The sequence below is a fragment of the Comamonas sp. MYb21 genome, assembly GCF_037479395.1.
In the GTDB taxonomy this organism is placed as follows: domain Bacteria; phylum Pseudomonadota; class Gammaproteobacteria; order Burkholderiales; family Burkholderiaceae_C; genus Comamonas.
Window position 1 is genome coordinate 71,686 of the sequence record NZ_JBBGZC010000011.1, and the last position, 13,536, is coordinate 85,221.

The following is a 13,536-nucleotide window of genomic DNA, read 5'->3' on the forward strand; positions in this document are numbered from 1 at the left end:
TATCCCGACTGCCTCGGAAGCGGCTCGGTTACAAGCGGCGACGATTACACCGCTCATTGAGACCAGGGCAAACCCTGGTAACGCCAGCCACCAAGCTGGCCACGCTGCCCCTGGGCATTCGCATCGCCCTCAAAGCCCTGCAAGATGTTGTAGGCCTCCAGCCCCAGCTGGCTGGCGCGCTGCGCCGCTGCCACCGAGCGCACGCCGCTGCGGCACAGCAGCACGATCTTGGCGCCGGGTGCCCGCTGGGCCAGGGCCAGCAGCTGGGCATCAAAATCCGGGTTCATCGCCATGCCCGGCCATTGCTTCCAGGCAATGGCCACGGCGCCAGGCACCTGGCCGACCCAGGCGCGTTCGGCATCGGTGCGCACGTCGACCAGCACGGCCTGCTGGTTTTGCACCCAATGCCAGGCCAGGCGGGCACCAATATCACCGGCATAGCCATTGGCAGGCGCAATGGTCTGCTGTTCTGTGGTCAAGCTCATAGATACCTCTTCCAAAAAATAGCGGGCAGACCCAGCCCCGCTACGCTGCCCGGTCCCAGGGCGGGGCCGGCATGTCCTTGAGCTGCTGGCGCAGCGCGCGGTGGTCAGGCACCACCTCGGCCACGGTATCCCAAAAGCGGGGGCTGTGGTCCATCACCCGCAAATGGGCCAGCTCATGGGCCACCACATAGTCGATCACGGCCGGCGCATAGTGCATCAGCCGCCAGTTCAGCCGGATCGAGCCATCGGACTTGGCACTGCCCCAGCGCGTCTCGGCACTCGAGAGGCGCAAGCTGGTGTAGTGCACGCCCAGCAGCGGCGCAAAATGCGCCAGCCGCGCCAAAAAATGCTGGCGCGCGCTCTGGATGAACCAGGCCTGCACCAGATCGCGGATCTGCGTGCGCCCCGCACTGGGCGGCAGCGCCAGATAGAGGCGCGAGGGCGAGCCCGGCGCCTCTTCCTCGACCCGCCAGACGGCCCCGGAGCGCGCCACGCGCTGCTCGCTATCGACCACCAGCTGCAGCGGCTGGCCCAGAAAGGGCAGGCTCGCGCCATCTTCCCAGCGGATGCTGGCGCTCAGGCTGCTGGCGCGGCGCTGCTGCATCTCGGCGATCTTGCGCACAATCCAACCTGCTTTCTCCTGCAGCGCCTCGTCAATACCCGGCTGCGTCACCCAGCGCGGCGCGCGTACCACCAAGCCTTCCTCACTGACCACAAAGCCAATACTGCGCCGCTTGGCACGCTGGAGCAAGTAGGCCACCCGCTGGCCCTGCAACAGAATGCTGCGGTTGGCCGCAGGGTGGGCCTGCAAGGAGGCTGGTGCTGCGGTGGCGGCAGGGGTGGGAAGAACGGTTGGCCGGGCGTCCGGTGCGGGCCGCGGCGCCGACATGGGCACGGGCACAGGCCGCGGAGGCGCTGCAGCGGCAGGCGCAGGCGCCAGCACAGGCTTGGCATCGGCGGCCATCGCCGCCGCAGGAGCCGGTGGTGGTGGCCGCGCAGCGGCAGCTGGCTCGCTGCGCTCCCACAGGTCCAGCGCCATCTGCACCAGGCGGCGCACATCAACCATGGCAGCACCCCGCTCTGCGGCAGCAGTAGGTCAACAAGACACGCTCAGCGGCGGACACGGCAGTCTTTTTCCTTTATTTGGTAGCGCTACCCGGCTCGGCAGCGGCGGATGCTGCTGCCATGGCCACAGCTGGCGCCTGCAGCGCCGGCTTGCCCACATAGGCCTCGGGGTCCAGGCGGCGCATTTCGGACTCGATCCAGTACTCGACCTCGGCCATCAGCTCGTCATGCTTGCGGCCCTTGCTGTCGATGGGCTTGCCCACGGACACATCGACAATGCCGGGCGTCTTGACAAAGGCCTTGCGCGGCCAGCATTTGGCCGAAGTCACCGCAATCGGCACCACCTGGGCACCGGTCATGATGGCCAGGCGCGTCGCGCCGGTCTTGTAGTCGCCGCTCTCACCACGTGCAATGCGTGTGCCTTCGGGGAACATGATCACCCAGATGCCCTGGCCCAGCAGGCGCTTGCCCTGCTCCACCACCTTGTGAAAGGCGCGGCTGCCATCCTTGCGGTCGATATGGATCATGTCCAGGCTGCCAATGGACCAGCCAAAGAACGGAATCTTCAGCAGTTCCTTCTTGAACACATAGGCCAGCGGCGTGGGCATGATCGCGGGCATCAAAAAAGTCTCGAAGGTCGACTGGTGCTTGCACAGCAGCACCACACCCTTGTCACTGCCGGGCTGGCCGGCGACCGGCAAATTCTCCATGCCCTGGGTTCGGACTTTGATACCGCAGAACCAGCCAGCGCTGTCTGCCGACAGCTTGAGCCAGCGGCGCGCCACCGCATAGCGGGCGCGGCTGCTGGCACCACAAACCCGCAGCAGCAAGATGGTCAGGGTGTAGGGAATGACCGTCAGGCCCATGAAGAGCGTATGCAGTATCGATCGGAGCAATGACATGGATCAAGTAGAAAAGGCAGGGGGACGCAAAAAGCCGGGCCCCTGGCTGGCCAACGCCAGCGGGCCCAGCCCAGAGCCGCGAACCAGCGCAGCTGCGTCGCACAGTGCGCCAAAGGCTGCTGCAAAAATTCGACCCACGCCATGCAAAACAGCAGGGCGCAGGCGTGGTTGGCGCTAAATCATATCGGAAGCCAAGGCCCCCGTCCGCAGCCGGTGGAACGAAGCTGCATAGATCGACTGCATAAGCACCCACCAAAACCCCAATTTCTGAATCACATCAAAGAATTGCGGTGGATAACTCAGCCAATTTACGAAAAAATGTGGATAAGAGGCGATGGCCTCCGCGCCCGCTCGGTGCCGCGCCTGGCACCGGAGCAAGCACTTATGCACACAATGTGGAAAGCAGACCCTCTAGCACAATATCCTGGCTCTATCGACAAGATTGCCAGATCACAAAACATAACTCAATGAAAGATATAAATAAAAAAATTTTGTCAGCCAATCCTCCAAGCCAACTGACAATGTGTGGTAATTCTGATCCAGGTCAGAACGCCGATATTTCAACAAAGTTATCCACAGAAATCCAAGTCCTGTATTGATTTTTCTTGAGATTTGCCTTGTGTATAAGTTCTTTGGTTTGTCACAAGATTGCAGTAGACCCAGATGCAATCAGGAGAAACACCATACGGGCCGGCTCAGGCACCGGGGCGGGGTTTGCCCCATGCAGTGGCGCGCCAGTCGCTACACTCGAAGCTCTCGCGTCTCTTTCCGCCCTCCCCTTGATTTTTCTGTCCATCGCCGTCCACACGCCCGCCTACAGTGCCATCAGCGCGGCCAGTGAACTGCTGACCTACCAAGCCCCCCATGCGCTGCCCGCAGGCAGCCTGGTGCGCGTGCCGCTGGGCAAACGGGAGGTGCTGGGCGTCGTCTGGGGTCCGGATACCGCATTTGCCGGCGATCCGGCCAAGATCAAACCGATCACCGCGGTGCTGGAGGCAATTGCGCCATTGCCTGCAAGTTGGCTACGTTTGGTCCATTTTGCCGCCCGTTACTACCAGCGCAGCTTGGGCGAGATGGCAATTACTGCGCTGCCACCCGCGCTGCGGGACCTGACGGTCGAGCAACTGGCCCGGCGCCTCAAGCGCAAAAAAACGGCGATGGACAGCGAGATCGCGGCCGACCAGGCGCTGGCCTTGAGCCAGGAGCAGATGGCAGTTTGCGCGCAAATAGACAAAAATCCGGGCCCATTCCTGCTTTTTGGCAGCACTGGCAGCGGCAAGACTGAGGTCTACCTGCACCAGGCCGAGACTTTGCTCGAGCGCGATCCCCAGGCCCAGGTGCTGGTGATGGTGCCGGAGATCAACCTGACGCCCCAGCTGGAGGCCCGCTTCCAGGCACGCTTTTCGGCCCGGCTGGGCGACAGCGCGGTCGTCAGCATGCACAGCGGCATGACGGCGCCCCAGCGCCTCAAGAGCTGGCTGGCTGCCCATACCGGCCAGGCCCGCATTGTGCTGGGCACACGCATGTCGGTGTTTGCTTCGCTTCCCCATTTGCGGCTATTGATCGTCGACGAGGAGCATGACGCCAGCTACAAGCAGCAGGAAGGGGCGCGCTACTCGGCGCGCGACCTGGCCATCTGGCGCGGCCATGACCTGCAGGCCCAGGTGATTCTGGGCTCGGCCACCCCCTCGCTGGAGAGCTGGTGGGCCAGCCGGCCTGCCAGCGGCGAGGACGCCGGCGGCCGCTACCTGCGGCTGGCCATGCCCAGCCGCATTGGCGCTGGCCAGATGCCCCGGCTGCGCCTGGTCGATATGCGCCAGCAGCCGCGCCAGGCCCTGTTCTCACCCGCGCTGCTGCAGGCGATTACACAGCGGGTGGAGCGGGGCGAGCAGGCCCTCGTGCTGCTGAACCGGCGCGGCTTTGCGCCGGTGCTGTTCTGCGGCGACTGCGGCTGGAAAAGCGATTGCCCGCACTGCAGCGCGCACCAGGTGTTCCACAAGATAGACCGCACGCTGCGCTGCCACCACTGCGGCTACAGCCAGCGCGTGCCGCTGGCCTGCCCCAGCTGCGGCAACCCGGATATTCTGCCGCTGGGCAAGGGCACCGAGCAGCTGGAAGAGGCGCTCGAGCGCCTGCTGCGCAATGTGCAGCGGCCCGACGGCCAGCCCGCCCGCATTGCCCGCATCGATGCCGACACCACCAAGGCCAAGGGCGCACTCGAAGAAAAGATGGCCGATATGCATGCTGGCGATGTCGACGTGCTGGTGGGCACACAGATGGTCGCCAAGGGCCATGATTTTCGGCGCGTGACCCTGGTGGCCGCCGTGCAGCCCGATGATGCGCTGATGTCCAGCGACTTCCGCGCGCCCGAGCGCCTGTTCTCGCTGCTGCTGCAGGCGGCCGGCCGCGCCGGGCGCGATGCGGCTTACGTGGCCGCCCAGGGCAGCGCCGTCGAGATGTGGCTGCAGACCCAGCAGCCCGAACATGCCGTCTACCAGGCGCTGCGCCAGTGGGACTACAGCGGCTTTGCCGCCCAGCAGCTCAAGGAGCGGCGCGATGCGGCCATGCCGCCCTTCGCCCACCAGGCCATCATCCGCGCCGATGCAAGGTCGCAGCAGGAGGCCCAGGCCTTTTTGCGCGCCGCCTCCGAGCTCGCGCACAGCCAGCAGCTGCTGGAAGGCAGCGAAGTCTTTGTCTACCCGCCGATTCCGTTGTCGATGCAGCGCGTGGCCAACGTGGAGCGCGCCCAGATGCTGATCGAGAGCCCCTCACGCAAGGCCTTGCAGCAGTTTCTGCGCGCCTGGCAGCCTTGCCTACACTGGCTGCGCGCGCATCCGGAGCACAAGGGCCTGGTGCGCTGGCTGGTCGATGTCGACCCCCAGGCTATCTAGACCAACCAGGTCACGGCCGCCGAAAAGCTGACAAAGGCCAGCGCCGTGCTGACCAAGATAATGTGCGCAATGCGGCCATTGTGGGCGCCATAGCGCCCGGCCAGCAAGGTGACATTGCTGGCGCTGGGCAGCGCAGCCACCAGCGCGACGACCAGCAGCGCAAACGGCTGGATCGGCAGGCCCGCCGCCATCGCGGCATGGCCCAGGCCCAGCACCAAGAGCGGATGCACAAAAAGCTTGACCAGCGCCAGCGGCACATAGCTGGCGGGGGCCGCGTATTCCTCTTCCACCATCTTGGAGCGGGCCAGCACCGCGCCCACGGCAAACAGCGCCACCGGGGTGGCAGCGCTGCCCAGCAGGCCGGCGGTCTGGTCCAGCGCCTGGGGCAGCTTCCACTCCATGAACGAGGCGAGCGCGCCCAGCAAGATGGCCCAGGGCATGGGGTTGGTGAGCACGCCTTTGAGCGCCTTGAGCAGCGCCGCACGCGCATTGCCTGCCGCCCCGTCCATGCGCGACAGCGCCAGGCACAGCGAGGTGGTGAACACCATGTCGACCAGCATGGTGACGATGGCCGGGCCGGCCGCCGCATCGCCCAGCAGCGCCACCAAGAGCGGCAAGCCCATGAACCCGGTATTGGGAAAAGCGGTCACCAGCGCGCCAAAGGCGCTGTTGTTCCAGTCCATGCCGCGCAGGCGCGAGGCCGCCACGCAGCCCGCTACCAGCAGGAACTGGCACAGCACATAGAGCAACAGGATCGGCAGGTTCATCAGCTGCGCAAAGGGCAGCGAGGAGCCGGCCTTGTACAGCATGCAAGGCAGCGCGAAATACAGCACAAACGCATTCACGCCGGCAATCGCCTGGAGCGGGAAAATGCCGCGCCGCGTGGCCACAAAGCCGCACAGAACCAGCGCAAAAAACGGAAAGGTGACTTGGAAGACGGACAGCACGGCTCGATTGTGCCCAGAATGCGCCAGCGCAGATGTAGCGCGAGGGACCGGCACTGGCTGGCGCGCGGTCCACAAAAGAAAAGACCGGCCCCATCGATGGCCGGTCTTGCAAGGCCCTGTCTACACCTGCGTGTCAGATCAGAGCCCAAAACGATCTAAAGCACTTAGATCGTCACCAATTTCTCGACTTCCGCGCATTTACGCCGGGCCAGCGCCAGGTTGCTGCGCTGCTTGTCCAGCACCAGGTACAGGAACAGACCTTCCTTGAGCGCCACCGGGCGGATGATGTGGTACTGCGAACCCAGGGTGATCAGGATGTCATCGATCGAGTCTTGCAGACCCAGCGATTTCATCGTCTTGAGCTTGGCCCGCACGACCTCGGTGTTGCCGGCCGCTGCCAGCTCCAGGTCCAGGCCCGATCCGGCACTGCCCAAAAGCATGCCGCTGCCACTGTCCACCAGCGCGGCGCACATGGCGCCCTCCACCGTCAAAAGTTGCGTCAACGTGTCTTGAACCGAAGCCATCTCACTCCCCCTTCACACACTGGCGGTTTATCGTTGCTGCGCCATACGGCCAGTGCGGCGCATACGCAGCTCTCCCACAACAAGGTGCCGGCCGCAGCCAGCCTTGCCATCAGACTTTGTTCATCTCCGCGCCCACTTCAGCCGCAGCCCACAACACGCGGCCCAGGATCGCATTGGTATCGAGCACCATGCACAGAATGCAGGGGAACTCAGAGGTGACCGACTGGAACACGACCACGCCGCTCTCGGTCTCGAAGGTCAGGCGCTTGCAACCAGTGTGGTTGATCTCGCGCCCCACGGCACGCGCCATCGCCATCAGCGAGCCGGCCATGGCCGACAGGCGGTTGAGCTGCAGCTCGCTGTTCGTGCGCAAGGATGCAATTTCAAATCCATCGGGCGTGCTCAGCAGTGCCACACGCACGCCATCAACAGGACCAATAAGCTTATCAAGCGCCTGCTGGCCTGCCTTGACGACCTGGGCAGGGATCAGAGGTTGTGATGCAGTCATGAATTCTCGCTTTGCAGGGACAGCATGGAAACAAGTACGCTCATCGCATCCAGCAGCTGCCCACGGTCGCGCGGGTCCGCTTCCAGAACGGGAATCACCCCATGGCCAGCAGAATACACGCCTTGGGCGAATGTTTCAATTTGTTGTGTTGCGGCCGGGCGTGCGCTCAGCACCAGCGTGACAGGTGGCTGGGGCAATTGCGCGATCTCGTCGAGGATATGGTTGGTCTCGGCCAGGCTGGTCGGGCTGTTTACATCGGTCATGATGAACACGCCCATCGACACCGACAGCACCCACTGGCGCACAAAGCTGAAACGCTCCTGGCCCGGGCAGCCGCAGATCTGCACCACCTCACCGCCACCCAGATCGATCTCGCCAAACTCGGTGCCAACTGTGGTGAGCTCCTTGCTGTGGGCCGCCAGATCGAGGTTGCGGACATCGGAGCTGGACATCAGCGCACCGCACAGCGAACGCACGGCGGTGGTCTTGCCAATGCCCATGGGCCCGCACAGCGCAATGCGCGGCATCTTGTGCGGCCCGACTCCGCCTGATTCTTGATTCATCCCGGCTTACCTCCCCCTCGTATCCATCGGCCCAAACGGCTGAGCAAACCTTTGGAGTGTAGCGGCTCGCGATGGTGGGAGGGGGAAGAAGCAGCGGAAATGACAGGCATGGCCACGCCGCGCAGCACGCCGCGCCGGCCCAGCTCGACCAAAAGGCCACGGGCCACCGTGTTGTCCAGCCCGCTGTGCAGGCACAGCTGGACGATGGAGACCGGTTCACGCGAGAGCAGCGCCAGCGCGCGGATGCAGGGACCGGTATTGAAAGGCGCACCCACCGACACCCAGGACTTGAGCTGGTAGCGGAACTCCTGGCGGGTCGTCGGTGCAGGCTGTGCAGCGGCCTGCACCGATTCCTGGCGGATGACCTTGTTGCGCGCATCCCAGTCGAGCAGAAAGACCGCTGCGCGGTCAAACATGTCGATCAAATCGCTCAAGGTGTAGTCCGCCTCCAGCCGACCCACCCAGCTGGCGCCATCGAGCATCGCCGTCTTGACCTGCCCGATGCAGACCACGCAAGGTGCCTTGCCCAGCGACGAGATTGCATCGGCCATGCCCTGGTCCAGCACAATCAGCTGGGCGCGGTCACGGGGTACCTCCTTCCAGGGAAGCACCGATTTGCGCGAGGCCACGCCATACAGCGGCGCAAAGCGGTTGCGGCTGCTGGGGGTCAGCAATTCTGCGGAAATACCGGCGGTCTGCATGGCGATAATTTCACACTTTTATTGGCTTAATTAATAGGGTTTGCCACTTAGCCGCAGCAATACTATCGGCATTCTAAAAGCTTGCTTGCCAGACGCAAGTGTTTCTTTGGGGGTTTTACCATCTGCTCTACATTCATTGACAATTTCAAAAAATCTGTGGTTTTTTGTGTAAGCAAACATGTAAAAGCCAAAGTCCTGAATCTGCAGATGCCTGTCGTTGCGGCTATTCTTCTGCGCTCTCCTTCCTGATCTGCAAAGGTACGCTCGCCACCATGGCCGCTGGTCTCAATCTCGCCCAATTACAAGCTGTGCACTACACCCAGGGCCCCTGCCTGGTGCTCGCCGGTGCCGGATCGGGCAAGACCCGGGTGATCACCCACAAGATTGCCCGCCTGATCGAAACCGGCATGGCGCCGCGCAAGATTGCGGCCATCACCTTCACCAACAAGGCCGCCTCCGAAATGCGCGAGCGCGCCAAGAGCCTCATCGGCCGCCAGGCAAAGGATGTGCTGGTCTGCACCTTCCATGCGCTGGGGGTGAAGATGGTGCGCGAGGACGGCCATGTGCTCGGGCTCAAGCCCCAGTTCAGCATTCTGGACAGCGACGACGTGGTCGGCATCCTCAAGGATGCCGCTGGCGGCACCGCCGATGTGGCCACCGCCCGCCAGTGGCAGTGGACCATCAGCAAATGGAAGAACATGGGCCTCGACTACAAGGAGGCGCTGGCCCAGGCTGCCGATGACAACGAGCGTGCCATTGCCGTGCTGATGCAGCGCTACGACGAGCGGCTGACCGCCTACCAGAGCGTGGACTTTGACGACCTGATCGGCATGCCGCTGCGGCTGCTGCGCGACCACCCCGAGGTCCGCGCCAAATGGCAGGCCAACCTGGGCCATGTGCTGGTCGACGAATACCAGGACACCAATGCCACCCAGTACGAGCTGCTCAAGCTGCTGGTGGGCGAGCGCGGCCACCTCACCGCCGTGGGCGATGACGACCAGAGCATCTACGGCTGGCGCGGCGCCACCTTGGACAACCTCAAGAAGCTGCCGGTGGACTATCCCCAGCTCAAGGTCATCAAGCTCGAGCAGAACTACCGCTCGACCAGCGCCATCCTGCGCGCGGCCAACAATGTGATCCAGCCCAACCCCAAGCTGTTTCCCAAGACCTTGTTTTCCGAGCTGGGCGAGGGCGAGCCGGTGCGCATCGTCGATTGCGACTCCGAAGAGCACGAGGCCGAGCGCGCCGTTGCCCGCATCCTGAGCCTGCGCGCAGCGGCCAACCCGCCACCGGACTGGAAGAACTTCGCCATCCTCTACCGCGCCAACCACCAGGCCAAGCCTTTCGAGAAGGCGCTGCGCAAGGCCAATGTGCCCTACAAGGTATCGGGCGGCACCAGCTTTTTTGACCGCGCCGAAATCCGCGACCTCTGCGCCTGGTTCCGGCTGTGGATCAACAACGACGACGACCCGGCTTTTCTGCGCGCCATCACCAACCCCAAGCGCGGCATCGGCCACACCACCTTGGGGCGCCTGGGCGAATTCTCCAAGGCCCACCGCTGCAGCATGTTCGGTGCGCTGTTCAATGCCATGCTCGAGGACGCGATGCCCGCCAAGGGCCGCGAGAGCCTGCTGGAGTTTGGCCGCTATATCAATGACCTGGAATACCGCGCCCGCCAGACACGCGGGGCCGAGCAATCGCTGGCCTTTCTGCTCGACTGGCTCAAGGAGATCGGCTACGAGCAGCACCTCTATGACGCCGAAGACAGCGAGAAGGTCGCCGCCGCCCGCTGGACCAATGTGCTGGAGTTCTGCGACTGGATGGCCCAGCGCGCCGGCGGCCAGACCACGACAGCGGCCGACACAACGACGGTGAGCGAGTCCAAGAGCCTGCTCGAAGTCTCGCAGACCATCGCCCTGCTCTCGACCATCAGCGAGCGCGAAAAGGAGCAGGACATGGTGATCCTCTCCACCCTGCATGCCAGCAAGGGGCTGGAATGGCCCCATGTGATGCTGATCGGCGTCAACGAAGGGCTGCTGCCCTTCAAGCTCGACGACGATGATGGCCGCCAGCAAAAGGTCAGCGACGATACCGCGCAGCGCCTGCAGGAAGAGCGCCGCCTGATGTACGTGGGTATCACGCGGGCCCAGCGCTCGCTGGCCGTGAGCTGGACCAAGCGGCGCAAAAAGGGCCGCGAGCTGGTCTCCGCCCTGCCCAGCCGCTTTATTGCCGAGATGGGCCTGGACAGCAGCACCGCCCGCGAAGACCCGCGCGAGAAACTGCGCCAGCTGCGCGAAGAGTTCGCGCGCAAGGCCCAGAGCACCGCTGCCGCCAGCCCCGATCCCCTCTGACTATCCATGACCAAGACCCTGATCCTGACCGCTTTTTGCGCAGCGCTGAGCAGCGCCTGCACCAGCCCCCCCGCACCCCGCCCCGCCTGCCCCAGCGCGCTGCAGATGGAGCAGCCCGAGCTGCTGGGCCACTGGCAGGCCGAGCTGCCCGGCCTGCCCGGGCCCGTCACCCTGCAGCTGGCCCCCCACCCCGAATGGAACGGCACCGTCAAAGGCCAGATCCAGCGCCCCGGTGGCACGGCCATCGTCGTTGGTGATGTGGACAAGGGCAAGCTGACGATGGAAGAGTCGGCCGATGGCAAAAAGGTCTCGGGCACCTGGCTGGGCGAGGTGGTCGACGGCAGCTGCGGCCGCGAGATCAGGGGCGAATGGTTGGATGCGAACGACAACAGCCACGCCTTCGTCATACGCAAGCCATCGAAAACGCCCTAATCGCCGCAATAATGGGCATCCGCGCAGCCGTCCCAGCCACGCGTCCTACCTTCCTCCTCGACCATGACAACAACGAAATTTCTGCGCTCGCCAGCACCGCTGGCGGCGAGCCTGCTGATGGCCGGTCTGCCGCTGGGCAGCTTTGCGCAAACCCCTGCCAGCGCCACAACGGCCACGGTGTGGCAGCAGTGCACGGCGCTCAGCGACGGCCCCGCCCGCCTGGCCTGTTTTGACCAATGGGCGCAGCAGCAGTCGCAGCAGCCCCAGCTCAGCCAACAGGCGCAGCCCGCAGCCAGCACCCCTGCCGCCTCGGCCAACGCCATGGTCGGCCTGACCCCGCCAGCTGGCGCCCTCGCCGCTGCCGATGCGCCCGCCCCGATTGGCGGCTGCCGCGATGACGCCTACACCGAGATGTCGCGCTTTTGGGAGCTGGAAGCGGGCACCGATTGCGGCCAGTTCAGCTTCCGTGGCTACCGCCCACTGTCGGTGTCGGTGGCCGTCGGCGACAAGGTCAACCGCCAGCCCAGCTCGCTCAATCCGGTCAATTCGGCCACCACCGAGACCGATTACCAGCGTCAGGAGATGCGCATCCAGCTGTCGGTGCGCACCAAGCTGGCGCAAAACCTGCTCACCGACCCCAATGGCAAGCTGCGTGATTCGCTGTGGATTGGCTACACCGGCCTGTCCTACTGGCAGGTGTTCAACTCGGACCTCTCGCGCCCCTTCCGCACGACCGACCACCAGCCCGAGATCTTCTACGTCTACCCGACCACCGCCCAGCTGCCCTTTGGCTGGCGCTGGCGCTACAGCGGTATTGGCCTGGAGCACCAGTCCAACGGCCAGAGCGACCCGCTCTCGCGCAGCTGGAACCGCACCTACCTGATGACCGGGTTTGAGCTGGACAACCGCTGGCAGCTGCAGGCCAAGATCTGGCACCGCATCAACGAGAGCGCGGAAGACGACAACAACCCCAATATCCAGAACTACATCGGCCGCAGCGAGCTGAAACTGGGCTGGAACGTCAACCAGCGCAACTGGATGGGCGTGACCGCACGCGGCTCGCTCAACGGCCATGGCAAGGGTTCTGGCCGCGTCGAATGGATGCATACCCTGGGTGATGGCTGGATGGGCGGCAAGAGCAACCTGCGCCTGCATGCCCAGCTCTTCCACGGCTATGGCGACAGCCTGATCGACTACAACTACAAGCGGACTGTGTTCTCGCTGGGCTTCAGCCTGCTGGACTTCTAAACAGGACGTCTGCTGCGCAGCCGTTTTCCAAGAAATTCTAGGCAGACAGCCGCAGCAGGCGCTGGCACAGATCCGACTGCGGATCCTCCAGCCCATGGAGCACCGTGAAATGGTCGCAGCCGGGCAGCGCCGCCTGCTCGGCCACATTGCCCGCCGCCTGCCAGGCGCTGTGCATCAGCAGCGACTGGCGCTCAAACTCGCTTTGTTCGCGCCCGCCCCAGACCAGGTGCATGGGGGTGGCGCAGCGCCTGGCCGCAAACGCGGGTGAGTTGCGCGCAACCAGCCCGTCGTCGAGCTGGATCAGCGGCTGCAGGTAGCTGTAGCGCAGCGGCGCGATATCGTAGAGGCCGCTGATCAGCAGCGCGCCGCGCAGCGGGTCATCGGGCAGGCCATAGTCGCGCTCCCAGCGCGTTTGCAGGCACATCGCAGCCAACTGGCCACCAGCAGAATGCCCGCCCACCACCACCCTTGCCGGGTCGCCGCCATAGGCCTCGATATGGCGCAGCACCCAGGCCAGGCTGGCGCGGCACTGGCGCACGATTTCGTCAATGCTCACCTGCGGGCACAAGGCATAGTTCACCACCACGGTGCAAAAGCCCAGCGCCTGCGGGCCGAAGGCGACGCAGCTGAACTCCTTGGAGGTGTTGGCCCGCCAGTAGCCACCATGCAGATAGACAAACACGGGCGCCGCCGCGCCGCCCTCGGCCGGGAAGATATCCAGCGTCTCGGCCAGAGTCGGGCCAAACGGCACATCCAGCGTGCAGCGCAGCCCCCTACGCGCCTGGGCACTGCGCTCGGCAAAATGCTGGCGCGCGGCAGCCGGGTCGGCCACCGGGCGCAGCGGGTCGTACTGCGCATCAATCTGCGCCTGCGATTCAAAATCGCGGTACAGCTTAAAAGTCCCGGGCGGCGCAGCCAT

At 64.4% G+C, this 13,536-nt stretch carries 13 protein-coding genes; 4 read left to right on the forward strand and 9 right to left on the reverse strand.

Annotated features, from left to right (window positions below; all coding sequences use genetic code 11):
- Nucleotides 1–53 precede the first annotated feature (53 nt).
- The 3 genes from WH367_RS17160 to WH367_RS17170 all read right to left on the reverse strand — a co-directional run bounded on the left by WH367_RS17160 (nucleotide 54) and on the right by WH367_RS17170 (nucleotide 2,452).
- Nucleotides 54–485 (reverse strand): rhodanese-like domain-containing protein, encoded by a 432-nt coding sequence (locus WH367_RS17160; protein ID WP_312986304.1) that lies wholly within the window; start codon nucleotides 483–485, stop codon nucleotides 54–56.
- Between the two features lie 40 nt (nucleotides 486–525).
- Nucleotides 526–1,542 (reverse strand): M48 family metallopeptidase, encoded by a 1,017-nt coding sequence (locus WH367_RS17165; protein WP_445228127.1) that lies wholly within the window; start codon nucleotides 1,540–1,542, stop codon nucleotides 526–528.
- A gap of 82 nt (nucleotides 1,543–1,624) precedes the next feature.
- Nucleotides 1,625–2,452 (reverse strand): lysophospholipid acyltransferase family protein, encoded by an 828-nt coding sequence (locus WH367_RS17170; RefSeq protein ID WP_339537019.1) that lies wholly within the window; start codon nucleotides 2,450–2,452, stop codon nucleotides 1,625–1,627.
- Between the two features lie 782 nt (nucleotides 2,453–3,234).
- On the opposite strand from WH367_RS17170, the gene priA reads away from it, so the two are divergent.
- The gene (gene priA / locus WH367_RS17175) at nucleotides 3,235–5,343 is read left to right on the forward strand and encodes a replication restart helicase PriA (RefSeq protein WP_339537112.1); all 2,109 of its coding nucleotides are present in this window, start codon (nucleotides 3,235–3,237) and stop codon (nucleotides 5,341–5,343) included.
- Here priA and WH367_RS17180 read toward each other — a convergent pair.
- The 5 genes from WH367_RS17180 to WH367_RS17200 form a co-directional block, all read right to left on the reverse strand.
- A complete protein-coding gene (locus WH367_RS17180; protein WP_339537020.1) occupies nucleotides 5,340–6,290 on the reverse strand; it encodes an AEC family transporter in 951 nt (316 codons plus the stop codon). The genes priA and WH367_RS17180 overlap by 4 nt on opposite strands.
- 164 nt (nucleotides 6,291–6,454) lie before the next feature.
- Complete coding sequence (locus WH367_RS17185) at nucleotides 6,455–6,814, reverse strand: hypothetical protein (RefSeq protein ID WP_021028991.1); 360 nt, start codon at nucleotides 6,812–6,814, stop codon at nucleotides 6,455–6,457.
- Nucleotides 6,815–6,923: 109 nt separating this feature from the next.
- On the reverse strand, nucleotides 6,924–7,322 hold the full coding sequence (locus tag WH367_RS17190; protein ID WP_021028992.1) for a roadblock/LC7 domain-containing protein: 399 nt from the start codon (nucleotides 7,320–7,322) through the stop codon (nucleotides 6,924–6,926).
- The gene (locus tag WH367_RS17195) at nucleotides 7,319–7,885 is read right to left on the reverse strand and encodes a GTP-binding protein (RefSeq protein ID WP_339537021.1); all 567 of its coding nucleotides are present in this window, start codon (nucleotides 7,883–7,885) and stop codon (nucleotides 7,319–7,321) included. Before WH367_RS17195 ends, WH367_RS17190 begins: the two co-directional genes overlap by 4 nt.
- Nucleotides 7,882–8,586 carry a hypothetical protein gene (locus WH367_RS17200; protein ID WP_312986299.1) on the reverse strand — a complete coding sequence of 235 codons (705 nt, stop codon included), beginning with the start codon at nucleotides 8,584–8,586 and terminating at the stop codon, nucleotides 7,882–7,884. Before WH367_RS17200 ends, WH367_RS17195 begins: the two co-directional genes overlap by 4 nt.
- Nucleotides 8,587–8,858: 272 nt before the next feature.
- On the opposite strand from WH367_RS17200, the gene WH367_RS17205 reads away from it, so the two are divergent.
- The 3 genes from WH367_RS17205 (at nucleotide 8,859) to WH367_RS17215 (ending at nucleotide 12,617) form a co-directional block, all read left to right on the forward strand.
- Entirely contained in the window at nucleotides 8,859–10,937 is a 2,079-nt protein-coding gene (locus WH367_RS17205) for an ATP-dependent helicase (RefSeq protein ID WP_312986298.1), read from the forward strand.
- Nucleotides 10,938–10,943: 6 nt separating this feature from the next.
- The gene (locus WH367_RS17210; RefSeq protein ID WP_339537022.1) at nucleotides 10,944–11,369 is read left to right on the forward strand and encodes a hypothetical protein; all 426 of its coding nucleotides are present in this window, start codon (nucleotides 10,944–10,946) and stop codon (nucleotides 11,367–11,369) included.
- A 63-nt stretch (nucleotides 11,370–11,432) separates the two neighbouring features.
- The gene (locus WH367_RS17215) at nucleotides 11,433–12,617 is read left to right on the forward strand and encodes a phospholipase A (protein WP_445228125.1); all 1,185 of its coding nucleotides are present in this window, start codon (nucleotides 11,433–11,435) and stop codon (nucleotides 12,615–12,617) included.
- 37 nt (nucleotides 12,618–12,654) lie between these two features.
- On the opposite strand, the gene WH367_RS17220 is transcribed toward WH367_RS17215, so the two are convergent.
- Complete coding sequence (locus WH367_RS17220) at nucleotides 12,655–13,536, reverse strand: alpha/beta hydrolase (RefSeq protein ID WP_339537023.1); 882 nt, start codon at nucleotides 13,534–13,536, stop codon at nucleotides 12,655–12,657.

Bases quoted from the DNA above. Each gene is read 5' to 3' on its own strand.
- WH367_RS17160 (WP_312986304.1), bottom strand. From the start codon at position 485: ATGAGCTTGACCACAGAACAGCAGACCATTGCGCCTGCCAATGGCTAT.
- WH367_RS17170 (WP_339537019.1), bottom strand. From the start codon at position 2,452: ATGTCATTGCTCCGATCGATACTGCATACGCTCTTCATGGGCCTGACG.
- WH367_RS17185 (WP_021028991.1), bottom strand. From the start codon at position 6,814: ATGGCTTCGGTTCAAGACACGTTGACGCAACTTTTGACGGTGGAGGGC.
- WH367_RS17190 (WP_021028992.1), bottom strand. From the start codon at position 7,322: ATGACTGCATCACAACCTCTGATCCCTGCCCAGGTCGTCAAGGCAGGC.
- WH367_RS17195 (WP_339537021.1), bottom strand. From the start codon at position 7,885: ATGAATCAAGAATCAGGCGGAGTCGGGCCGCACAAGATGCCGCGCATT.
- WH367_RS17200 (WP_312986299.1), bottom strand. From the start codon at position 8,586: ATGCAGACCGCCGGTATTTCCGCAGAATTGCTGACCCCCAGCAGCCGC.
- WH367_RS17205 (WP_312986298.1), top strand. From the start codon at position 8,859: ATGGCCGCTGGTCTCAATCTCGCCCAATTACAAGCTGTGCACTACACC.
- WH367_RS17210 (WP_339537022.1), top strand. From the start codon at position 10,944: ATGACCAAGACCCTGATCCTGACCGCTTTTTGCGCAGCGCTGAGCAGC.
- WH367_RS17215 (WP_445228125.1), top strand. From the start codon at position 11,433: ATGACAACAACGAAATTTCTGCGCTCGCCAGCACCGCTGGCGGCGAGC.
- WH367_RS17220 (WP_339537023.1), bottom strand. From the start codon at position 13,536: ATGGCTGCGCCGCCCGGGACTTTTAAGCTGTACCGCGATTTTGAATCG.